This window comes from Methylobacterium sp. AC433 (assembly GCF_979253015.1).
In genome coordinates this window covers 596557-618609 of sequence record NZ_CEEDBN010000001.1, presented here as the reverse complement: position 1 = coordinate 618609, position 22053 = coordinate 596557, and the positions used below count along the sequence as shown (strand labels likewise).

The following is a 22053-nucleotide window of genomic DNA, read 5'->3' as shown; positions in this document are numbered from 1 at the left end:
CGGGTCAGGCTCCCCGGACCGCTGCGGTCATCAGGCGGCCCCAGGCGCCGAGCTGGGTCTCGATCACGGTCTGGTCGGCCTGCACCGAGACGTCGACGGCCTCCGAGGGCTGAAACGCGACGGCGGCGTCGAAGGGGCCGAGCTTGCCCGACACCGCGTCGAGGAGGTCGGCCGGGCCGCTCACCCGCACCGGCGCGCGGGCGTCGCCGAGGATGCGGGCGAGGCTCTGGGCGAGCTCGTCGACGGCCTGGCGGCGCAGGGCCTCGGTCAGGACCGGCACGAGGAGGTGCCCGACCCGGTCGGTCAGGCCGGCGCCGAGGGCCTGGAGCGCATCGGCGAATCCGGCCGCGAGGCGGTCGCCCTCCTCTGCGCACCAGGCTTGGCGCAGCTCGACGAGGCGCGCGTCGTGGTCGGCCTGCAGGCAGGCGAGCACCGACGCGGATTCGGCTCCGGCCTCGGCACGGCCGAGGGCGCGCCCGCGCTCCAGGCCCCGGGCCTCGGCGGCGCGGAGCAGGGCCTCGCGGTCCTCGGGCGGCTCGGCGGGCTTGCGCAGCAGGGCCGCGAGCCCTTCCGGGGGACGGGGCGGCGGCGCGGCGGCGGGGGCGGAAGCGGCGGCCCGGGGTGCGGGGGCGCCCCGCACCGGCACCACGGCGTCGGAGAAGTCGGGGAGGAAGCGGGCGATCGCGGGTGCCATCACGCGGCCTCACGCATCAGCCAGCGCTTCAGGATCTCGGCGGCCTGCGCCTCGTCGGCCTCGATCATCTGCTCAAGTCTCTTCTGCGGCGAGCGGTTCAGCTTCTCGGTGAGGTCCTCGATCATGCTGGCGACCGGGTTCTGGCCGGGGCCGGCGAGGCTCGGGACGGCGTCCGGGTCGGCGCCGAGCGCGGTGACGTTCGGGCCGGCGAGCGCCGCGTTCGCGGCAGCGCCGGTCAGCGCCTGGGCCTCCGCCGCGGCGGCCAGGGCGCGCGCCTCCTCCTGCTGGGCGGCCGGGATCTCCAGGATGGCGCGCATGGCCGGGCGCAGGCCGAACCAGATCAGCAGGCCGGCGACCAGCAGGATGGTGCCGGCGTTGATCAGGGTGGCCGACTGGCGCATCAGCACGTCGGTGAGGCTCAGGGGCGCCACCGGTTCCAGGGGCTGCCCGTCGTTGACGAAGCCGACGGCGGCGACCTTCACGTTGTCGCCGCGGTCCTTGTTGAAGCCGGCGGCCGAACCCACGAGCTGCTCGATCTCGGCCACCTGGGCGTCGATGGCGGCCTTGCTGGCATCCGGGCCGGCCAGGGCCGCGAGGCGGGCGCGGTTGACGAGGACGGCCACCGAGATCTGCTTGATGTTGTAGCCGTCGCTCACGGTCTGGATCGTCTTCGAGGAGATCTCGTAGTTGGTGAGGTCCTCGCGCTTCTGCGTCTCGTTGCTGGCGGTGTCGTTGCCGTCCGAGCGGGCGCGCTGGTCGGGCAGGTTCTGCTGCGTGCTCGTCGGGCGCTGCGAGGCGTTGCGGTTCTGCGAGTTCTCGGTCTCGCGCACGGCGCGGGTCGAGCGCTCGACGCGCTGGTCGGGGTTGAAGATCGTCTCGTTCTGCACGGTCTTGTCGGTGTTCAGGCGCGCCGCGACGCTCACCTCGAAGTTGCCGACGCCGAGATAGGGGGTCAGGGTCCGGCGGATGTTGTCCTGGACCTCGTGGCCGATGGTCTTCTCCAGGGTCGCCATCTTGCCGGTGGGCACGGCGCTCGCATCGTCGCCCGAGAGCAGGAGCGAGCCGTCCGAGCCGATCACGGTGACGCGGTCGGGCTTCATGCCGGGCACCGCCGAGGCGACGAGGTGGCGGATCGACTGGGCGCCGCTGACGTCGTCGGCCGGCTCGGTGCGCACCACCACGGAGGCGGACGGGGGCTGCTGGTCGCGGCGGAACGAGCCGCGGTCGGGCAGCACGATGTGGACGCGGGCGGCCTTCACGCCCTTCATGCCCTGGATCGTGCGGGCGATCTCGCCCTCCAGGGCGCGCACCCGGGTCACCTCCTGCATGAACGAGGTCATGCCGAGCGAGCCGAGATCGTTGAACAGCTCGTAGCCGGACTTCGCGCTCTGCGGCAGGCCCTTCTCGGCGAGCAGCATCCGGGCCTGGGCGGTGTGGCCGTAGGCGACGAGCACGGCCGCGCCGTCGGCGCTGACGTCGAAGGGGATGTTGGCGTCCTTGAGCACGCTGCCCATGCGGCCGACATCCTCGCGGCTGAGGCCCGTATAGAGCGTCTCCTGCGCCGGACGGCTGAGGTAGAGCGCCCCGAGGCCGACGGCGAGGAAGACCACCACGCCGATCAGCGACAGCGCGGCGATCCGCCGGCCGCCGAGCGCGAGGATGTTGTTCCAGAGCCGTTCGGCATGCTGAAGACCGGACATTCGGTGGGCTGCTCCGCTCCGGATCCGCGATCCGATAGCGTCCCATCGCCCGCCAGCCTTGCGCGGAGATTGCGCCGCCGCCGCGGAGCGATCAGTAGGGGTGGCGGTCCGCCTTCTTCGTCCAGGCTTCGTAGGCCTTCAGCCCCGTCTCGCGCTCGAAGTTCTCGCTGACCCGAATGCGGCGCTGGTCCCAGGGCTTGGCGAAATCCTCGTACTGGAAGGCGTCGTCGAAGCCGATCCTGCTCGTGTCCTTGAGGCTGGCGGCGAAGTAGACGTGGTCGAGCCGCGACCAGTAGATGGCGCTCATGCACATCGGGCAAGGCGCACCGTTGATGTAGATCTCGCAGCCCTTGAGCATCTTGGCCCGCTCGGCCACCGGATCGGGGGAGCCGGGCTCACGCGGGATCATCTCCAGGATCGTGCCCGCGCCGTAATCGCTGCCGAGCAGGGCCTTCGGGTTGAGCCGGGCGGAGGCATCCATGATGGCGGTGATCTCCGCATGGAAGACCGGAATGCCGGTCAGCAGCACACGATTCTGGCCGCGCCCGATGATCTCCCCGTCCTTGACGATCACGGCTCCGAACGGCCCGCCCCACCCCTTCTCGACGGATTCGATCGCGAGCCGGGTCGCCTCTTCCATGAAGGCCTTCCGGCCGGGGGGAACCGGGGCCGCCTGCGCGACGGCTCCGGGTGCCACGGCCAGGGACATCCCGACCCCGACGGCACTCGCCAGAAAGGCGCGCCGGCCCAGGTCGCCCGGTCGCGCGCAGTCGCCGGAATGGTCCACCGAACAGGAACAGGACTGAACCATCGACTATCTCCGAAGTCCGACCGCACAGATCGCACGATACATGACCGCGCTGATCAAGTGCGCGAAAAACAGAGCTTCCGCCGCATCCTGTGAATCAGCCTTTCCATCTCGTTATGCGAACGAACCGGCCCTGTATTCAGAGGTGAGGAGCGTCGCTCCGCAGGAAACGATGGGTCGATGGCCGCCGCGTCAGAAGAACGACCGCACAAGTCCCCCCACCAGCATGTTCCAGCCGTCGATCAGGATGAAGAACAGCACCTTGAACGGCAGCGAGATCACGGTGGGCGGCAGCATCATCATGCCCATCGACATGACGATGGTGGAGACGATCATGTCGATCACCAGGAACGGCAGCGCGATCAGGAAGCCAATCTCGAAGCCGCGGCGCAGCTCGGAGATCATGAAGGCCGGGATCAGGATGCGCAGGTCGATCTTCTCGCCGCCCTCGGCCTTGGGGATGGTGCGGCTGGCCAGATCCGTGAAGGTCTGGAGATCCTTCGGGCGCACGTGCTGGATCATGAACTCGCGGAACGGCTCGACGAGCTTGGGGATCGCCTCCTCCTCGGAGATCCGGTTCTCGGTGAGCGGCTTGACGCCCTCGTTCCAGGCCCGGTCGAAGGTCGGCGCCATGACGTAGAACGTCATGAACAGCGACAGGCTGACGAGGAAGATGTTGGCCGGCGTGCTCTGGAGGCCGAGGCCCGAGCGCAGGAACGAGAACGCGATGGCGAACCGGGTGAAGCTCGTCACCATGACGAGGAGGCCCGGCGCCAGCGACAGCACGGTGAGGAGCGCCACGAGCTGCAGGATGCGCCCGCTCGCCGCCCCGTTGCCGGCCGGCAGCAGGGCGTCGAGGGCCGGCAGCCCCGTGGCCGACTGGGCCAGCGCCGGCCCCGCGAGGGCGAGGCCGGCGACGAGTCCGGCGGCGAGGGCGAGGCCTGCGGTGGTGAGCGGTTTCATGGTTCTTCCCAGCAGCCGAGGGGGACGGGGCTCCGGCGACGGCGCCCTACTGCACCACCAGCATCTCGACGATCAGCTCGCGCACCTGCCCCTTGGTGCGCAGGGCCACCCGTTCGTTGAGGTCCTCGCGCAGGTGCTGCAGCCCGCTGGCGCCCTCGAGCTGCTTGAGGGAGACGGTGCGCAGGTAGGCGACGATGTCGGAGCGGATCTCGGCCAAGGCCACGTCCGGGTTCGGCACGGCGCCGGTCTTGAACACCACCGAGGATTCGAGGCGGACCCAGGCGTCGTTGGTGTCGGCGAGGTTGGTCACCACCGAGCCGACGCTGCGCAGGGCGAGGTCGCCGGTGTACTTCAGCACCTTGACCGCCTTGTCCTCCTCGTCCTTCTTCTTGACGTCCACCGCCTTCTCGACGGTGGAGAGGAGGTACATGCCCAGGCCGCCGCCGGTGCCGATGGCGACTAGGCTGGTCAGGGCGAGCGCCAGGATCCAGCCCTTGCCGCCGCCCGTCTTCTTGTCGTCGGCCTTGTCGCCGGTCTTGGCCGCCATGGCTCCGCTCCCGCTCGCGAGGTCTCAGAACGGCGCCAGGGTCTCGAAGACCTGCTGGCCGAAGGTCGGCGCCTGCACGTCCGAGATGCGGCCGCGCCCGCCATAGGAGATGCGCGCCTCGGCGATCTTGTCGTAGTCGATGGTGTTCTTGCGCGAGATGTCGCGCGGCCGGACGATGCCCGCCACGGTGAGGACGCGGACCTCGTTGTTGACCCGCACCTCCTGCGAGCCGCTGATCACGACGTTGCCGTTGGGCATCTGCTCGGTGACGATGGCGGCGACCTGCAGGCGCAGCACCTCCGAGCGGTCGATGTTGCCCGCCCCCTTGGTCTCGGTGGAGGAGCGGATGCCGGTATCGGCGGTGGCCGAATCCTTCAGGCCCGAGACGCCGTAGCCGAAATCGAAGCCGAGGCCCGACTTCTGGCTGCGCGAGCGGTCGCTCGAATTGCCGAACTGCGCCTTGTCGTCGATCAGGATCGAGACCGTGATCACGTCGCCGATGTTGCGCGCGCGCGGATCCTGGAACATCTCGGCGCTGCCCGGGGCCCAGGTCGAGTGGTAGGTGCGGCGCCCGAGGGAGCCGTAGGTGGTCGGCAGCGCTTCGCGGGGCGGCTGCAGGCCGGTGCCGATCGGGGTCAGCAGCGGCGCCTGGCCGATCCGGTCGACCGGGGTGTTGCAGGCGCCGAGGGCGGGCGCCACCAGCGCCAGGATCAGGCCGGCCCGGAACGTGTTGGAAGACATCAGGATTTCTCGCTCGTGCGGGGCTTCTTGGCCGGGTCGGCCTTGGCCGCGCCGGTCTTGCCCATCTCGGTCATCATGCGGGCCAGCTGCGCGGCGCGCGCGGCCTCCATCTCGCTCAGGATCGCGCTCGCCGTGCGGGCGTTGAGCTTGGTCAGGATCGCGGCGGCGCCCTCGTCGGGCATGTTGGCGAGCTGGAGCGCGGCGGCATCGGCCCGCATCTTGGTGTAGATCGCGACCACGCCCTCGTCGGCCTTGGCCAGGAAGGCGTCGCGGCGGGCGAGCCAGGTCTCGTACTCGGCGCGCTTGGCCTCCAGGGCGGCGATCCGCTCCTCGACCTGCTTCTCCAGGGTGGCCAGCTGCTCCTTCTGCCAGGCGAAGCGGGCATCGGCGGCGGCATCCGCGATGCTGGCGCAGTAGGCCGGCGGCTTCGGCGCGGGCTTCACCGGATCGGGCTTCACCGGATCGGGCTTGGCCAGTTCCGCCTCGGGCGCCCGGACCTCGGCGACCTGCGCCTCCGGACCCTTGGCTTCGGGACCCTTGGTGTCGATCGCCCCCGTGGTCTCGATCGGCTGGGACACCACCGTGACGGCGGGATCCGTCACCGGCTTGGCCGCGACGGCGAGGCGGGGGGCCGCCGGCTTCGGGGCGGATTTCGGGAACGGTCCCGGGTTCAGCCCCGAGATCGCGGGCCGGCCGCCCTCGACGGCGCGGGCCGGGCCGAGGCCGAACGAGGCGAGGGCCAGGGCACCGACGAAGAGCAGCACCCGCAGGGCCATCAGCGCGAGCCAGCGCCCGGACGCCGCCGGCGGACGGCTCTGGACCACGAGGCGGGCCGCCTCGCCCGGCAGCGGAAGGCCGTTCGTCGCGCTCATTGCACCACCAGCTCCGCCTGGAGCGCCCCGGAGGTCTTCACCGCCTGCAGGATCGAGATGATGTCGCTGGGCTTGAGCCCGACATTGTTGAGGCCGCGCACCAGGGTCTGGAGATCCGAGCCGCCGATGATCGCCATCCGGCCGGCCTGCTCGTTGACCGCCACCTCCGTGCGCGGGACCACCGCCGTCTGCCCGTTGGAGAACGGGGCCGGCTGCGAGACCTCCGGCGCCTCGGTGACCCGCACCGTGAGGTTGCCGTGCGTCACCGCCACGGTGGAGATCTGGACGTTGCGGCCGATCACCACCGTGCCGGTGCGCTGGTCGACGACGACCCGGGCCGGCGTGTCGGGGTTGATGGTGAGGTCGCCGATCTCGGCCACGAACCGGGTCTGGGCGATGTTGCCGGGCCGCATCAGGGCGATGGCGCGCTGGTCGCGCGGGGCGGCGACCCGGCGGTTGAAGCGCGCCAGGGAATAGGCGTTGATGGCGTCGGCCACCATGGTGGCGGTCTTGAAGTCGGGGTTCTTCAGCTCGAACACGAGCTCGGGCAGGTCGCGGAACGTGCCCGGCACCTCGCGCTCGATCAGGGCGCCGTTGGGAATGCGCCCGGCGGTCGGCACGCCCTGCGTCACCGTCTCGGCCTGGCCGCCGACGCTGAAGCCGGAGACCGCCAGGGGCCCCTGCGCGGCCGCGTAGGTGAGGCTGTCGCCGCCCATCAGCGGCGTCATCAGCAGGGTGCCGCCCTTGAGCGAGGTGGCGTCGCCCAGGGAGGTCACGGTGACGTCGATGCGCGAGCCGGTGCCGGTATAGGGCGGCAGGTCGGCGGTCACCATCACGGCGGCGACGTTGCGGGTGCGCAGGCGCGCGTCGCGGACGTTGATGCCCATGCGGTCGAGCATCGATTGCAGCGACTGCTCGGTGAACTGGGCGTTGCGCAGGGTGTCGCCGGTGCCCTGCAGGCCGGTGACGAGGCCGTAGCCCACGAGCTGGTTGTCGCGCACGCCCTTCAGGGTGGCGATGTCCTTGATCCGGGTGCCGGCCAGGGCGGGGGTCGGCAGCGCCAGGAGCAGCGCCGCGCAGAGGGCCGGAAGCTTGGCCAGGAGGCGGCGCATCAGCGGTCCCCGGTCCGGATTCGGCCGTCGGCCATCACGGTGCCGAGCACGATGCGGTTGGTGTCGGTGTTGCGCACGCGGATGACGTCGCCGAGGCCGCCGTTCTGGAGCGGCGCGCCGACGGCGGTGATGAGCAGGCCCTGCTCCTCGAACACGATCTGCGTCGGCGTGCCCCGGCTGACGAGGCGCGGATCGTCGATGGCGTTGACCGGCACCGGCTCGCCCGGCAGCAGCATCCGCCGCGCCACCCGGCCGACGATGGCCATCGGCGCGTCGACCACGGCGGTGCGCGCCTTGAACGTGTCCGGATAGGCCTGCACCCGCAGCATCGCGGCCTTGATGGTGTCGCCGGGATAGATCGTCACCGTCGGCACCGGCAGCAGCAGGTCCTCGGCGGCGGCCGGCCCGGCCAGCAGCGCGAGGCCGAGGGCCGCCAGGCGGCACCGGGTGCGCAGGGAGGAGCCCGGAAGGTGAGTGCCCATGAGGTGGTCGCGCCCTTGGAAGGTGGCCCGGACGGGCGGCCGCGGCCGCCGGCGGGGAGCCGGTGCCGCCCGTCGCCGCCGCGCGGAGGTCGGGGATGTCGAGGTCGGGCGCCGCCGCCGATCCGGCTCAGCGGATGCCCGGACTAGCGGATGCCCTTGGAGACCGTGCCGGCCATCTCGTCGGCGGCCTGGATCACCTTCGAGTTCATCTCGAAGGCGCGCTGGGCCGTGATCATGTTGGTGATCTCCTTGACGGGATCGACGTTCGAGCTCTCCAGGTAGCCCTGCTGCAGCTTGCCGAAGCTCGGGTCGCCGGGCACGCCGGTGACGGGGGCGCCGGAGGCCGCGGTCTCGCGGTAGAGGCCGTTGCCGAGGGGCTCCAGGCCGGCGTCGTTGGCGAAGTTGGCCAGGGTGATCTGGCCGAGATTCTGCGCCTGCACCTGCCCGTCCACCTTGGCGAAGACCTGGCCCGACTGGTTGATCACCACGTCGACGGCGCCGTTGGGGATGAGGATCGCCGGGTCGAGGGCGTAGCCCTCCAGGGTGACGATCTGGCCGGTGTTGTTGCGGTTGAAGGCGCCGGCGCGGGTGTAGTTGATCTCGCCGTTGGGGTTGGTGATCTGGAAGTAGCCCCGGCCGTTCACCGCGAGGTCGAGCTGGTTGGCGGTGTTCGCCAGCGGCCCCTGGCGGTGCAGGTTGCGGATGGCGGCGGTGCGCACGCCGAGGCCGAGCATCGCGCCCTCGGGCACCGGCTCCTGGCCGGCCTGGTTCGGCACGCCCTGCTGGCGCTCGGCCTGGTAGAGCAGGTCGGTGAACTCGGCCCGCGCGCCCTTGAAGCCGGTGGTGTTCAGGTTGGCGATGTTGTTGGCGATGACCTCGAGGTTCATCTGCTGGGCGTTCATGCCCGTGGCCGCGATGGCAAGCGCTCTCATGGTGTCACGGTCCCGTCGAAGCGTTTGGCAGGGGTTGTCACGCGATCAGATCGTCAGATCGGCATGCGGCTGAGTTCGAGATAGGCGGCGACCACCTTGTCCCGGACGGCGATGGCGGTCTGCAGGCTCTGCTCGGCGGACATCACCGCCTCGACCACCTGCTGCGTCGAGGCCTTGCCCTGGATGCCCGAGATGGCGGCGGCCTCGCCGGTGCGCAGGGAGGTGCGCAGGCCCCCGGCGAGCTGGGCCATGACGTCGCCGAAATCCGTGCCGGGCGCGGCCGTGGAGGCCGCCGGCAGCACGGGGAAGCTGGTGCGCGCCAGGGGCGCGGCGCTGTCGGTGCGGGTGATGCCGGCGGCCCGGTCGAAGGCGGCGAGCGAGGTGAGGGCTTCGATCATCGCTAGGTCTCAGGTCCTCAGGAGGTCGATGACGCTGGCGACCATGGCGCGGGCCTGCTTGATCACCTGGACGTTGGCTTCGTAGGAGCGGTTGGCCTCGCGGATGTCGGCCATCTCCACCAGCACGTTGACGTTGGGCATCTTCACGTTGCCCTCGGCATCGGCCGCCGGGTTGCCGGGGTCGCGCTCGACGCGGAAGGGCGCGTCGTCGGTGCCGATCCGGCGCAGGGCCACGGTGGGGCCGCCGGCCGCCCGGTCCATGGCGGACCGGAAGGTCACGGTCTTGCGGGCGTAGGGGTCCGCCCCGGGGGCGTCGCCCACGGATTGCGCGTTGGCGACGTTCTCGGCGGCGATGCGCAGGCGCAGGGACTGCGCCTCCATGCCGGCGGAGGCGAGACGGGTGGAGGCGGTGAGCGGGTCGATCATCAGCTGCCCCGCACCGCCGCCTTGAGCATCCGGTCGAAGGCCTTGACGATGCCCATGTTGAGGTTGTGCTCGCGGCTGACCGTGCCGGCCTTGAGCATCTCCTGCTCCAGGCTCACCGAGCTCGAGGTCGAGAGCGCGTCCCAGGCCTCCCCGGCGGCCACCGGCTTGACCGGGATGCGGCCCTCGCCGGCGGTGACGTGGGCGCTCTCCGTCATAGTCATGCCCATGGAGGCCGTGCGCGCCATCACCTCGGAGAAGGGCACCACGTCCCGCGCCTTGTAGTCGGGCGTGTTGGCGTTCGCGACGTTGCTCGCGATGGTCGCCTGCCGCACCGCGAGGTAGCGCGCCTGCTGCGAGGCCAAGTCGAAGAGGTAGACGCCTGTCACGGCCGGCTCCGGTCCCAATCGTTCATGACCGGAGCTTTAGGGCGGCTATCTTGTCCGAGGCTGACGGGGGGCGGGGTGCGTGCGGGCTTCCAGATGGAGGTGACGAACGGGCGGTGACGGCCCCCCTACTGGGAGAGGCTTCAGGTTGCTTAAGGCGCGTATGGGGTCAGGTTTGGCCAGACACGACCTGTCTGCGGCCTGGACGCTGTTCGAGGTGTAGCCCGCGTGTGTCGGCCCTGCCGGCCGCTCGGGTTCTCCGACATGACAAATCCGGTCGTCTTTTCCCGATAGGTTCGGGCTTGTGAAACTTCGGTGATACAAGGCGAACTTCTGGGTGCCGAAAAAGCGATTGGATACCAGCCACATCGTTCATGTTGTTATCGGCCCATTGCGGACTGTGTGAACATCCGCTCTCTAGCTCTCAAGAAGGAGCTTAGAATGACTGAGTTGGGTGGTTTCCCGCTTGTCCGCTTCCGAGCGCTAAATTAAGTAAGCAGAAGTTTGAGGTTAGGATGGAAGTAGCCGTGAGGGGACCGGTCTCTTTCCGACTGCGATCAAAACGAGCGAAAGTCTTCCACGAGATGGTCTACGAAGGCTCGGACCGCTGGCTTCGGAGCCTGTCCGTTAGCGAACAGAGCATGCGCCTCTATGTCGGCAAGCCTCCATTTCGGCAGCAATTGCACCAGCCTCCCGGTATCTAGATCTTCGGCGAAGGATGGCAGGCTAGCGACGGCAATCCCGAGACCGGCGCGCACGGCGCTGACGGCAACCTCGGCGCCATCGATGGCCACTTGCCCTCTCGGTTGAACCCTAACCTGTCGGTCACCCTGATGAAACGTCAACTCCTTGCCAGCCACCGGCCCGGCGATCACGAAGGAGTGGTCGGCGAGGGCTTCAGGAGAGTCGGGCGTGCCGCGCGTGTCTAGATAGGCGGGAGCAGCTGCGACCACGAGTGGCCAGCGCCCAACGAGCCGGGCGGTGGCGCTTGAGTCCGGGAGCTTTCCAAAACGAATGGCAACATCAATGCCTTCCTGGATGAGGTCCTGCCGCCGGTCGTCGATGGTCAAATCGACTTTCAGGTTCGGGTGGCGGTCGACAAACATCCCGAGCCGAGGGACGATGGCACGCGAGGCAAAGATCGACGACACCGAGACCCGGATCGTTCCTCGGAGGTCGCCGGTTCCCCGAACAGCGTCGTCCGCCTCCGCGAGAGATGCCAGGATCGGCTGGACGCGGGCGAGGTAGGTGGTGCCCGCATCGGTCAGCGTCAGTGCACGGGTCGAGCGCGAGAATAGGGTCGCGCCGAGTTGCTCTTCCAAAAGGGCGATGATCCGCGAGGCGGTCGGCTGCGACAGCCTCAGCACCTTCGCCCCCTTGGAGAAGCTGCCGGTCCGGGCGATCTCGATGAACAGCCGGAGAGCTTGGAACTGGTCGCTCAGGTCTTCGCTCCCTATGGCCATGACCTGTTTTCAGCCTAGCCTGTAAGGGAACGGACGACCATCCTCAGACCTGTGCGTAGCCTCCGTCGACTTGAAGCTCGACGCCAGTGATGAAGCTGCTTTCCGACGAGGCAAGGAACGTCGCTACCGAGGCGATTTCGCTGGGATCGCCGTTACGGCCAAGTGGCGTCTCGGAAGCGAACTTTTCGAGGAAGCCTTCGACCTGTTCGTCGCTAAGACCAGCCTGCTCGGAGAGGATCGGAGTCAGAATGGTTCCGGGGGCGAGCGTGTTCACGCGGATGCGCCGGGCGCTGAGGTCCGTCGTCCAGGTGCGGGCGAAGGACCGGATCGCGGCCTTGGTCGCCGAGTAGACAGTGAACGCCGGCATGCCGAGGCTCGCCGCGATGGAGCCGTTCAGAATGATCGAGCCGCCGTCGACGACCAGCGGCAGCAGCGTCTGTACCGTGAAGAAGGTGCCCTTGAGGTTCGTCGTCACGCTGCGGTCGAAGTCGGCCTCGGAGATCGTGCCGAACGCGCCGAGCGTGCCGCCGCCGGCATTGGCGAAGATGACGTCGATGCGGCCGTGGCGCTCGGCGATGTGGACCCGCAACCGTTCGAGGTCGCCGAGGTCGGCGATGTCGCTCACGAACCCCTCGATCGCGCCGCCGATCTCGGCGACGGCCTCGTCGAGCCGGTCCCGGCGGCGGCCCGTGATGATCACGGTGGCGCCTTCTTCTATGAATTGCTTCGCGGTCGCGCGACCCATGCCGCTGCTGCCGCCGGTCACCACAGCGACCTTGCCTTCCAGTCGTTTCATGTCGGGATCCTGATGAAGGGCGTGGAGCCCAAAGCCCGTCACGCCGAGAAGGACGTTTGCCCGTCCTATGGGTGATCGTGTTCCGTGGGGTTCGAAGCGCGGCAGTCGTTCACTCGTGGAACGGCACCCAAAACATCTTCACGTCGACGTTCAACATGCCAGACTTGACGGTCGGGTCGTCCGTGCCGATCCGGACAGCCTCGTCGAGATCCTTGGCTCTGAAGATCGTCATGCCACCATCGGCCAACACTCCGTTGAGGCCCCCGGCCTGTTCCATGAATGGACCGCTCAGGACAGTGTGACCCTTCTCCTGAAGTTCGGTCATGTAGCCGACATGCTTCTCAAATTCAGGCTGCTCGTTGTATTTGACGCCGGGGACCCAATTCGGCCCAGGTGTCTGGAACGCTACGAAGTAATGGGGGCCATTGACGTCGACCATGTCTGCGCACTCCAGCGGGCTTCCCTAGCGGGTGGCCAGTTTTCGATGGAGTTCTATTTCGGCTACCTATGACGAAGCGTGTAGACCCAAACTTCGGGTAACACGCATTCGCTGACCGAATGAATAGTGTCCGGACGGTACAGAGATCCTACCGCGCGGCACATCCGCTCCAGAGATTCCACGGGGATGCGCCGACAGACCGAGCTGGGTGCAATGCGACCACCACCTCGGGAAGCAAACGTCCGCTTTCGAGCACCGTGCCGGTTTCCGCAAATGGCGAAGTTGGGTCGGAAGGGGACGTCCGCTTCCAGAAGCAAGGCCAAGGTCCGCCCGCACCCGTCTCGGACTAGGTCGCGTGCAGCCATGGCTGTCAGCGAAACGAACGTTTGTCCGGCATCCTCACGCTGCAGGACAGAACTGAACACTAATAGCGATCCGCTTCGTTGGGACCGCCTCCTGCCCCCTCCTCGGGTTGTTCCGCTGGACGCTGGTCCCTCCTGGCGGGCAAGGGAGCGGTGTTCTGTGATCTTGCAGGGGGCGGAGGACTTGTCTTTCCCGGAGGTCCGGGCGGACCCGTCCTGCCGATCGGTCCGGGCGGACCGGCGACGCCCGGACGCCCCGGCTCTCCTTGTGGTCCTGCCGGACCGCGAGGTCCCGCCTGACCGACCGGCCCTTGCGGTCCCTGAGGGCCGGCCGGCCCCATCGCTCCAGCGAGTCCCGCTTCGCCGCGTGGCCCGCTCGGCCCTTGAGGCCCCTCCGGGCCGGGAAGGCCCGTCCCGCCATCGGATCCGGGGTTACCCTGTGGCCCGGGTCGCCCTTGCGACCCGGATGAGCCTTGCTCACCTTTCGGCCCCATCAAGCCCATGGGTCCGGGTGGACCGACGGCAGCCGGCCCTTGAGGACCCTGCTGTCCGCATTCTCCGACGACGACCTCACGGATTTGCTTCGGTGTCCGAAGTCTTATGATGCAGGTCGGGGGATGATAGAGCACACGAAATTCGTAGTTGCCTTTTGCATCGGTCCAGCGCGTAAATTTTTCATCGAGCATGATCTCGGCACTTGGTTCGTCGACGGATCCAAGGACCCAGAGTTCTCCGGCCGTGATCTTCGCGCCATCGATATGGATCTCGGCAAGGGACGGCGCAGCAAGGCTACACAATGTCCACGCGAGCGGCAGAGGCGAGAGCTTCCTATTCAGCATAGCGCAGGCCTCTCGTGTGCGGCGACCGGGCGAGCACAATATTTATAAACGCACAAGCTTGTAAACTGAATATGGACCGATATCTGTGCAGGCGCGATTTCGATACCGTCCGCGATCCGCAGAATGTTGAACGATGCCACGCTGTGCGGGGAACGGACTCGACGAAACCTCTCAGCTTGGCATCGACAATCATAGTCGGGTGTCGCCCGGGGTCGGCACGGGCCTATTTCGGCGGACGACGCGGCCTATCCGGACGCAATCGCGGCATCGGTGACAGGAAGGCTCGCGGCCACCCGGCTCGGGAGGCAGCCAGCGCGCAGATGTTTCGAGGAGCGACGGTCCGCGCCCGCTTCTTCTGAGCCGCACCGGCGCTCCGAAGACGGGTACGCCTCGATCGGAGCGTGCGGATTGCTTCGGCGCCCCTTCCGATGGGGACCGAAAGCCCCTTGCGGCGCCGTCTGCTTGACACGGACCGACGCGCCCGCCTCAGTGCCCGGACCCCGACACGCCCCGGGCGACCCAGACATCGGCCAGACCGTCCCCTGACCCGCACCCCGCGCCCCGCCTTGCCGATCGCCCCGCCCCCCGCCTCCGCCCGGTCCGCCTCGTGAGCGCGCCGCATGCGCCCGAAATCCGGGTCCTGCTGCCGGAGGCGGCCCGCTATGCCGGCGGGGCCGGAATCGGGCCGGGGGAGAACGAGCACTGGGTTCCGGCCAAGAACCGCTGGTCGCGGGTGGTGCTGCCCTTCGACGGCGTGGCGCCGGAGGCGTGGTGCAGCCTCGGCTTCCGCCTCGCCTGGGCGGAGGCGGAGACCGCCGGCGCCGCCCTCGACTTCGCCCTGGTGGGGATCGACTTCCTGGCCGAGGACGGGTCGAGCCTCGACTTCGACCACGTGCCGGGCCTCGACCGGACGCTCCTCGACCCGCAGGGCAGCTGGATCGCCGGCCCGTCCGCCCTGCCGCCGGAGACGCAGGGGGCGCGGGCCGGGCGCATCCACCTCGCCTTCCGGGTGCCCGCGCCGGCCACCCGCCTCACGGTGACGATCCGCTCCTGGCGCAACAGCCACCCCTTCGCGGTGGCCGAGGCCCGCCTGACGCAAGGGACGGACCTGGCCCCAGCGCCCGCCCTGATCCCCCGGCTCCGGCACCGGCTCGGGCCGGAGCCGGCCTGGCGCGAGCACGCCCTGGTGCCGGGCTGCGGCCTCGTGCTGCGCGGCCAGCTCCACACGCCGCGGCCGGGCTCCCACGCCGCCCTCGCCCGCATCGTCTACCGCGACCGGGACGGGGCGGAGCTCGACCCGCCCTATCCCGGCACGATCTCGGTGCCGGGCCTCGGCGCCCTCGTCGACCTCTCCGCCCACCAGCAGGCCCGGCGCTTCACCCTGGAGCTCCAGCCCCCCGCCGGGGCGGCGCGGGTGGCGGTCGGCTTCGCCACCTGGGAGGCGGACGGGCCGGAGGCGGAACTCCTCGCCCCGCCGGAGGTCGCCCTCGCGGACCGGATGCGGCTGGAGAGCCTCTGCGCCGACGATCTCCTCGCCGCCCCGGACTTCCTCGCCCGCCTCGCCGAGCGCCTGTCCCTGCCCGGGGCCGCCTTCGCCGGCTGGTGCCCGCAGCCCGAGGCGGTGGCCGCCCTGCCGGGGGTGCTCGCCCGTGCCCGGGCGATCCAGCGCGGCGAGGGTCACCGCGCCGCCGGCCTCGACCGGACCCTGCGCCTCGCCGGCCAGCCGGCCTGGACCCTGCCGGAGGCGCCGGACTGGACCGAGGACCCGTTCCGCTCGGTGCCCTGGCGCCTGGAGTACCAGTCCCTGGCCTGGCTCGGGGCGCTCGCCGAGGCCCCCGGCGGCGCGGCCACGGCCGTCGGCCTCGCCCTGTCCTGGTCGCGGGCCAACCCCTGGGGGGCGCCCACCGACGGCCTCGCCCTGCACCCGGCGGCCCTGGCCGCCCGCACCGAGACGGTCCTGCGGCTCCTCGCCCGGGCCGGCAAGCCCGGCGGCCCGGCCTCCCTCACCCTCACGGGCGAGGCGGTGCGCCATGGCTTCGCACTCGCCGAAATCCTCGGCCAGAACACCTTCGGCCGCTCGATCCACCAGCTCCAGGCGGCGGCGACCCTGCGCATCGTCGCCCGCGCCCTGCCGCTGCTGCCGCTCTCGGCCCATTGGCGCTCCCTGGCCGACGGCGCCCTCGCGGCCGGCCTCGCGCCGCTCCTCGATGCCGAGGGGCGGTTCTCCGACCCCGCCCTGCACCAGCGCCTCGAACTCCTGACCCTGCTACGCGCCCTCGGCCTCGGCCTCGACGCCGACGACCCCGCCGAATCGGCGCTCAAGGCCCGGCTCGACCGACTCGTCGCGGCCGGGCTCCCGGCGGTCGCCGGCCTCCTCGATCCGACCGGGCGCCTGCCGCCGTTCGGGGACGCCCCCGCCGGCGAGGATGCCGCCGGCTGGATCGGACGCCTCGGCGCCGATGCGGGACGCGCGCTCAGCGCCGAGCGCTGGTCCGAAACCCCACGACCTCGACGCGACCGTCCTGGTATACCGCGCGTCACCCTCGAGCCCGCCGCGGGCCGCGTCGACCCGATGTCGGGGATGATCGCGCAGCGCCACGACGCCCCCGGCCGCGGCTGGGGCCACTTCGCCTGCACCTTCGCCAGCCAGGGTCCCGGCCACCGGGACGTCGGCTCCTTCGTCTACGCCTGCGAAGGGGTGCGCTGGATCGTCGAGGCCGGCGGGTCGAGCCAGGTCGAGACCGGCGCCGCCCGCCACCACCTGCTCTCGGGCGCCGGCCACAACGTGGCGGCCCTCGACCAGCGCGAACCCATGGCCGGCCCGGCTCTCTACCTCGGGGCGCAGCGCCTCATCGGCGCCACCGTCCACCGCCTCGCCACGCAGGCCTACGGCCCCGAGATCGCCCACCGGCGGGTCTTCCTCGTCCTCGACGACCTCTCCGGGCTGGCGGTCTTCGACCGGTTCGCCGGGCCGGGCGCCCTCGGCTTCGAGGGCACCGTCCACCTGTCGCCGGAGATCCTGGTGGCCCTGGCGGGTCCGCGCCGGGCCATGGCCCAGGCCGGACGCCACCGGCTCTCGCTCTCGCCCCTGGCGGTGACGGGGCGCTGCGCCGGCCTGACGATCCGCAACGGCTGCAACGCCCATCCGGGCGCCCTGCGGGGCTTCGTCGCCGCGCCCTCCGGCGGCCTGCAGCCGACCAGCGTGCTCGGCTACGCCTTCGCCGGCCAGGGCACGGTCTGCGGCGGCCTCGCCCTCGCGGCGGACGCGGATGCCGACCGGCGGCTGACCGCGCTCCTCGGCGAGGCCGCCTTCGCGCGCCTGCTCACGGAGGCGTAGGGCTCGCTCTCAGGAGCGCACTTCGCGCTTGGCGACGAAGTTGAACTCCTCCACCAGAACGTCCTTCACCACGTCGGAGCCGAGGCGGGCATTCACCTGCTTGCGGATCTCGGCGAGGCGCTGGGTGACGTTGTAGCGGGACAGACGTTTGAAATCGATCGCCGGGTCCGTGTAGATCTGCCGGAAGGTTTCATCGACTACGAAGGCGTTGGGCGGCACGGAGAGCGTGTGCATCAGTCGTGCGTCGGCAGTGAAGACCAGGACGGCGACGATGTAACCCTGCACCTTGCCGTCGACGACCATGGGGACGTTGATGGGCGGCAGCTTCTGGTACTGGAGACCTTCGAGGTAGGGCTCGGTCTTCTTGGCGAACAATCCAGCACCCCAGGTCACCGCGCCGTAGCAGGACAGGATGGTGAGGCCGCAGATCCACAGGCCGGTGACGAGGATGCGCATGATGGGGAGCGGACCTCAGCGCCGGAGATGGCCGGAATAGGTGCCGTCGGACTCGGCCTCGCGGATCGAATCCGCGACGATGCCGGATATTTCCTCGACGGCCCGCAAGTGCAGACCGACCGCATCCTGGTTGCGCTCCAGGGCGCCGCGCAGGCGAAGCAGCTGGTCGAGCAGCGGCGGCTCGAGCTCGGCGGGATCGAGGCCGCGCGTCAGGCGGGTGAGTTCGAGCAGGCTCTGGCTCTTGCGCCGGTTCACCGCCTCCTGGTCGACGGGGCGGTGCGCCAGCAGCGCCTCGGTCTCCGCCGTGACGGTGGCTTCCAGGCGCTTCAGGGATTCGAGCAGCATGCGGTCTCAGCTCTCAGAGGTCTTGGTCGACGGAGCGATGGCGGCCGCGGGCGGATTCAGCGGACGGGCCGCCTCCAGCATCCGGGCGATGCCGACCCCGCCGGCCTTGGCGACCTGGGTCCCGACCTGATCGGCGAGCATCGACTTCCAGATCCCACCGGCATTGCCCTTGCCGAAGACGGCACTGGCCTTCGAGGGCATCATCGTCTCGACGAACTGGCGCAGGACGAAGGCCTCGAACTGCTTGTAGGGATCGCCGGCCTTCCCGGCGCCGGAGACCGCGTTGTCGGTCTGCAGGGCGGTAAGGGTCCCGCGGGCGTCGAGGGGCATGTGCACCGAGACCCCGGCCATGCGGTAGGCGTCGCCGAACGCCGCCGGATCGGTCCCGGGGGCCGACAGCTTGGCGGCGGCCTCCTGCACGCGGCCCGGATCGGCGGCGCGGGCCACGTCGAGGACGATGTCGGTGGGGGGCGAGATGCTCATGGCGGGCGTTTCGGCGGGTTCGAGGAGCCGGTAGCCCGGAGGAATAGGCCCCGTGGCTTTCGGCAGGCTTGCATCGTGGCCTCGGGCGTCAGTCCGGCGGGTGGGCGCCGCGCGCGGCCATGAGGTCGAGTTGTTCGAGCAGGGCGCGCTGCTCGCGCTCACGGTCGCGCAGCTTCAGGAGGCCGTCGGCCTGGCGCTCGGCGCGCTTCTCGGCGAGACCGCGGGCGCGCAGTATTTCAGACAGTCGTGTCGAGGTCGCGCCGAGTTCGGTCGCCTCGGCCGCGAGCGCGCGCAGGCGCCGCGCGGCGGCGTCGAGGAACAGGCCGTGCATGGTCTCGCCGGCGAGGGTGGCCAGCATGGCGGCCCGATCGGCCTCGACCTTGGCGGCCTGCGCGCGGTTGGCGGCGAGGTCGCGCTCGGCGATGCCCCGCATCTGCTCCTGGACCCTGAGCAGGCGCTGGGCGCGGACGAGCCGGAGGCGGGTGGTCATCGGCTCAGCCCCGGCGCAGGTAGTCGAAGTAGCCCATGACGAACTGCATCATGAACTCGTTGCTGATGGCGTAGAGGAGCAGCAGCCCGCCGGCCATGATGAACGGCGTGGCGATGAAATAGACCGGGATCTGCGGCACGAGCTTGTTGACGAAGCCGGCCGCGAGGTTCACCGCCACCGCGTAGACGAGGAACGGTGCGGTGATGCGCAGGCCGAGCACGAAGGCCGTCGTGACCTGGTCGACGATGCGCACCAGGGCGGCCTGCGAGCCGATGCCCTCGCCGGGCGGGATGCGCGCGTAGGAATCGATCAGGCCGCGGAACAGCTCCCAGTGCAGGTCGGCGGCGAACAGCAGGGCGGCCGCCGCCATCATGATCATCGCCTCGACGGCCGGCACCGGGTCCATGCCCTCGGCGACGGAGCCCGGCATGCCGCCGAAGCCCACCATGGTGACGGCGGCATTCACGACGGTTTCCAGGACGACGTAGTAGACCCGGCCGAGGAAGCCGAGGACGAGGCCGGTCAGGCTCTCGGTGACGATCCAGCTCAAGGTGGCGCCGGGGTCCTGGGCCGCGAGCTTGCCCTGGAACAGCGGCAGCAGCAGCGGGGTCAGGGCGAGCGAGACCGCGAGCGAGATGAGGAGGCGGACCTGCGCGGGCACGCGGGGGCTCGAGAAGCCCGGGACGATGAGGAGGCAGGCGCCGACCCGGCAGAAGATCAGGAACACCCCGAGAAAGCTCTCGGGGCCCAGCACGGCCAGGAGCGGAGCCGTCACGAAATGGTCCCGAGGGAGCGGATCTCGACTCCGCGCGCGATCTCCAGGTGCGAGAGGACGGCCAGCGTCGGGTAGAGCCGCTCGATGATCATGCGCACGTAGGGGCGCGCGTCCGGCGCGGTGACGAGGGCGAAGTTGCGGGTCTCGCGCATCTGCTTGCGGATCGCCTCCGAGGCCTCGGTGCCGAACTGCTCCACGAGGCGCGGGTCGATGTCGAACTCGATGACCTCGCCCTTGCCGTCGCGCTTCAGGCTCTGGTGGAACGAGAGGTCCCAGGCGCTGCCGAGGCGCAGCACCGCGAGCACGCCGTTCTCGGCGAGGTCGCCGCAGATCTGCTGGGCGATGCGCATGCGGACATGCTCGGCGATCTGCTCGGCCCGGCGGGCATGGGGCGTGATCTCGGCCACCGCCTCCAGGATGAGGTGCAGGTTGCGGATCGATACCCGCTCGGAGAGCAGGAGCTTCAGCACCGCCTGCAGGCCCGAATAGGAGATCTGCGACGGGCAGATCTCGTCGAGCAGGCGCTTGTACTCGGGATCGAGCCGGTCGAGGAGGTTGCGCATGTCCTTGTAGGACAGGAGCGTGGGCAGGTTGTTGCGGATGACCTCGGAGAGGTGGGTCAGCAGCACCGAGGAGCCGTCGATGGGCTCGAACCCGCCGCGCCGGACCTCGCCCGCATAGGCGTCGAGCACCCAGCGCGCCTTCATGCCGAAGGCGGGCTCGCGGACCTCGTCGCTCGGCACGTCCGGCACGGGGCCGTCGCCGACCACGACGAGGAGTTCGCCCGGCCGCAGTTCCTGGGTCGCCACCACGGTGCCGTGGATGAGGATCTGGTAACATTTCGGCGGCACGGCGAGGCTGTCGGTCAGCTTGATGTCGGGCACCACGAAGCCGTACTGGCGCGCGAACTTGCGGCGCATCTTGGCGACGCGGTGCGAGAGCTCGGACTGGGCGCCCTGGAGCTGGGCCGAGATCTGGCGGCCGAGGCAGAGTTCGATCTCCGGGGTCTTGAGCGATTCCTTGACGGACTCGCGGACCGCGATCTGCTTCTTCTCCTCCTCCGCGAGGGCCTTGGCGTCGACGAGGGCCTTCTGGGCGGCGAGCTTCCGGGGGATCGCGTAGGCGGTGAAGGCCATCAGCCCGGAGAGCACCATGAAGGGCAGGAAGGGCAGGCCCGGCACCAGGGCGAACATGAACATCAGGGCCGCGGCCACCGAGAGGGCGCGCGGATAGGCTCCGAGCTGGCCCATCACCGCCTGCTCGGCGGTGCCCCGGGTGCCGCCCTTCGAGACGAGGAGGCCGGCGGCCAGCGAGACGATCAAGGCCGGGATCTGCGAGACGAGGCCGTCGCCGACCGAGAGCTTGGTGAACACGTCGGCCGCCTGACCCAGCGGCATGCCGTGGCGGGTGGTTCCGATGATGATGCCGCCGAACACGTTGACGGCGATGGTGATGAGGGAGGCGATGGCCTCGCCGCGCACGAACTTCGAGGCGCCGTCCATGGAGCCGAAGAAGGCGCTCTCCTCCTCCAGTTCGCGCCGGCGGTGCTGGGCCTCCTTGTCGTCGATGAGCCCGGCGTTGAGATCGGCGTCGATCGCCATCTGCTTGCCGGGGATGGCGTCGAGGGTGAAGCGCGCGCCGACCTCGGCGATGCGGGTGGCGCCCTTGGTGATGACGAGGAAGTTCACCGTGATCAGGATCAGGAAGACCACGATCCCGATGACGAAGTCGCCGCTCATCACGAACTGCGAGAAGCCCTGGATGACGTGGCCGGCCGCCGAGACGCCGTGCTGGCCGTTGGCCAGGATCAGCCGGGTGGTGGCGATGCCGAGGGCCAGGCGCAGCAGGGTCGCGATCAGGAGGACGGTGGGGAAGGCCGAGAATTCCAGCGGCTTCTTGATCCAGAGCGCCACCATCAGGATCAGGACCGACAGGGCGATCGAGAAGGCGAGGCCGATGTCGAGCAGGATCGCCGGCACCGGCAGGAACAGGATCGCCAGGATGGCGACGATGCCCGCGGCGAACCAGATGTCCCTCTGGGACCGGCGCTCTCCTGCGATCGTGGCGCTTGCCGCCATGCGGATACTCAACCCCCGTGAACCTACACGGGCTTGTCGCTCCGCAAGCTTGCGCGAGGGTCGCGCGGTCTCGGCGAGGCGACCGAACGGGCGCGGCGTGCGTTGGAATACCGACGACTCCGCCGCGCGGGT

Annotated in this window: 23 protein-coding genes; 1 reads left to right on the top strand and 22 read right to left on the bottom strand. The window is 69.9% G+C overall.

What is annotated here, in order from left to right; translation table 11 throughout:
• Positions 1-4: 4 nt before the first annotated feature.
• The 16 genes from AC0IWM_RS02990 to AC0IWM_RS02915 all read right to left on the bottom strand — a co-directional run bounded on the left by AC0IWM_RS02990 (position 5) and on the right by AC0IWM_RS02915 (position 12756).
• Positions 5-694 carry a hypothetical protein gene (locus AC0IWM_RS02990; protein WP_056477738.1) on the bottom strand — a complete coding sequence of 230 codons (690 nt, stop codon included), beginning with the start codon at positions 692-694 and terminating at the stop codon, positions 5-7.
• The gene (gene fliF / locus AC0IWM_RS02985; RefSeq protein WP_056477737.1) at positions 694-2394 is read right to left on the bottom strand and encodes a flagellar basal-body MS-ring/collar protein FliF; all 1701 of its coding nucleotides are present in this window, start codon (positions 2392-2394) and stop codon (positions 694-696) included. The genes AC0IWM_RS02990 and fliF overlap by 1 nt, the downstream gene beginning before the upstream one ends.
• A gap of 91 nt (positions 2395-2485) precedes the next feature.
• A complete protein-coding gene (locus AC0IWM_RS02980; protein ID WP_471752994.1) occupies positions 2486-3205 on the bottom strand; it encodes a nucleoside deaminase in 720 nt (239 codons plus the stop codon).
• A 189-nt stretch (positions 3206-3394) separates the two neighbouring features.
• A complete protein-coding gene (fliP, locus tag AC0IWM_RS02975; RefSeq protein WP_471752993.1) occupies positions 3395-4165 on the bottom strand; it encodes a flagellar type III secretion system pore protein FliP in 771 nt (256 codons plus the stop codon).
• 46 nt (positions 4166-4211) lie between these two features.
• Positions 4212-4712, bottom strand: a complete 501-nt coding sequence (locus tag AC0IWM_RS02970; RefSeq protein ID WP_471752992.1) for a flagellar basal body-associated FliL family protein — start codon at positions 4710-4712, stop codon at positions 4212-4214.
• Between the two features lie 24 nt (positions 4713-4736).
• Complete coding sequence (flgH, locus tag AC0IWM_RS02965; RefSeq protein WP_471752991.1) at positions 4737-5453, bottom strand: flagellar basal body L-ring protein FlgH; 717 nt, start codon at positions 5451-5453, stop codon at positions 4737-4739.
• The gene (locus AC0IWM_RS02960) at positions 5453-6019 is read right to left on the bottom strand and encodes a MotE family protein (protein WP_471753101.1); all 567 of its coding nucleotides are present in this window, start codon (positions 6017-6019) and stop codon (positions 5453-5455) included. Before AC0IWM_RS02960 ends, flgH begins: the two co-directional genes overlap by 1 nt.
• Before the next feature lie 302 nt (positions 6020-6321).
• Positions 6322-7437: a flagellar basal body P-ring protein FlgI gene (gene flgI / locus AC0IWM_RS02955; RefSeq protein ID WP_471752990.1), complete on the bottom strand. Its 1116-nt coding sequence runs from the start codon at positions 7435-7437 to the stop codon at positions 6322-6324.
• Positions 7437-7919: a flagellar basal body P-ring formation chaperone FlgA gene (gene flgA, locus AC0IWM_RS02950; RefSeq protein ID WP_471752989.1), complete on the bottom strand. Its 483-nt coding sequence runs from the start codon at positions 7917-7919 to the stop codon at positions 7437-7439. Before flgA ends, flgI begins: the two co-directional genes overlap by 1 nt.
• Positions 7920-8062: 143 nt before the next feature.
• Positions 8063-8851 carry a flagellar basal-body rod protein FlgG gene (gene flgG, locus AC0IWM_RS02945; protein ID WP_056477728.1) on the bottom strand — a complete coding sequence of 263 codons (789 nt, stop codon included), beginning with the start codon at positions 8849-8851 and terminating at the stop codon, positions 8063-8065.
• A 53-nt stretch (positions 8852-8904) separates the two neighbouring features.
• Positions 8905-9249 (bottom strand): flagellar hook-basal body complex protein FliE, encoded by a 345-nt coding sequence (gene fliE, locus AC0IWM_RS02940; RefSeq protein ID WP_056477727.1) that lies wholly within the window; start codon positions 9247-9249, stop codon positions 8905-8907.
• 9 nt (positions 9250-9258) lie between these two features.
• On the bottom strand, positions 9259-9675 hold the full coding sequence (gene flgC, locus AC0IWM_RS02935; RefSeq protein ID WP_471752988.1) for a flagellar basal body rod protein FlgC: 417 nt from the start codon (positions 9673-9675) through the stop codon (positions 9259-9261).
• Entirely contained in the window at positions 9675-10061 is a 387-nt protein-coding gene (gene flgB / locus AC0IWM_RS02930; protein WP_471752987.1) for a flagellar basal body rod protein FlgB, read from the bottom strand. The genes flgC and flgB overlap by 1 nt, the downstream gene beginning before the upstream one ends.
• Positions 10062-10615: 554 nt before the next feature.
• Entirely contained in the window at positions 10616-11521 is a 906-nt protein-coding gene (locus AC0IWM_RS02925; protein ID WP_471752986.1) for a LysR family transcriptional regulator, read from the bottom strand.
• 43 nt (positions 11522-11564) lie between these two features.
• Complete coding sequence (locus tag AC0IWM_RS02920) at positions 11565-12317, bottom strand: SDR family oxidoreductase (RefSeq protein WP_471752985.1); 753 nt, start codon at positions 12315-12317, stop codon at positions 11565-11567.
• A 109-nt stretch (positions 12318-12426) separates the two neighbouring features.
• On the bottom strand, positions 12427-12756 hold the full coding sequence (locus AC0IWM_RS02915; RefSeq protein WP_471752984.1) for a YciI family protein: 330 nt from the start codon (positions 12754-12756) through the stop codon (positions 12427-12429).
• Between the two features lie 1808 nt (positions 12757-14564).
• On the opposite strand from AC0IWM_RS02915, the gene AC0IWM_RS02910 reads away from it, so the two are divergent.
• Positions 14565-17294: a heparinase II/III domain-containing protein gene (locus AC0IWM_RS02910; protein WP_471752983.1), complete on the top strand. Its 2730-nt coding sequence runs from the start codon at positions 14565-14567 to the stop codon at positions 17292-17294.
• A 9-nt stretch (positions 17295-17303) separates the two neighbouring features.
• Here AC0IWM_RS02910 and AC0IWM_RS02905 read toward each other — a convergent pair whose 3' ends face one another.
• The 6 genes from AC0IWM_RS02905 to flhA all read right to left on the bottom strand — a co-directional run bounded on the left by AC0IWM_RS02905 (position 17304) and on the right by flhA (position 21921).
• Positions 17304-17750 carry a hypothetical protein gene (locus AC0IWM_RS02905; protein WP_056477721.1) on the bottom strand — a complete coding sequence of 149 codons (447 nt, stop codon included), beginning with the start codon at positions 17748-17750 and terminating at the stop codon, positions 17304-17306.
• Between the two features lie 15 nt (positions 17751-17765).
• Positions 17766-18095, bottom strand: coding sequence for a flagellar protein FlgN (locus AC0IWM_RS02900; RefSeq protein ID WP_471752982.1), 330 nt, complete (start codon positions 18093-18095; stop codon positions 17766-17768).
• A 6-nt stretch (positions 18096-18101) separates the two neighbouring features.
• Positions 18102-18578, bottom strand: a complete 477-nt coding sequence (locus tag AC0IWM_RS02895) for a rod-binding protein (RefSeq protein ID WP_471752981.1) — start codon at positions 18576-18578, stop codon at positions 18102-18104.
• 88 nt (positions 18579-18666) lie between these two features.
• A complete protein-coding gene (locus AC0IWM_RS02890) occupies positions 18667-19068 on the bottom strand; it encodes a hypothetical protein (RefSeq protein WP_471752980.1) in 402 nt (133 codons plus the stop codon).
• Between the two features lie 4 nt (positions 19069-19072).
• The gene (gene fliR / locus AC0IWM_RS02885) at positions 19073-19843 is read right to left on the bottom strand and encodes a flagellar biosynthesis protein FliR (protein ID WP_471752979.1); all 771 of its coding nucleotides are present in this window, start codon (positions 19841-19843) and stop codon (positions 19073-19075) included.
• Positions 19840-21921: a flagellar biosynthesis protein FlhA gene (flhA, locus tag AC0IWM_RS02880; protein ID WP_471752978.1), complete on the bottom strand. Its 2082-nt coding sequence runs from the start codon at positions 21919-21921 to the stop codon at positions 19840-19842. The genes fliR and flhA overlap by 4 nt, the downstream gene beginning before the upstream one ends.
• Between the last annotated feature and the right edge of the window lie 132 nt (positions 21922-22053).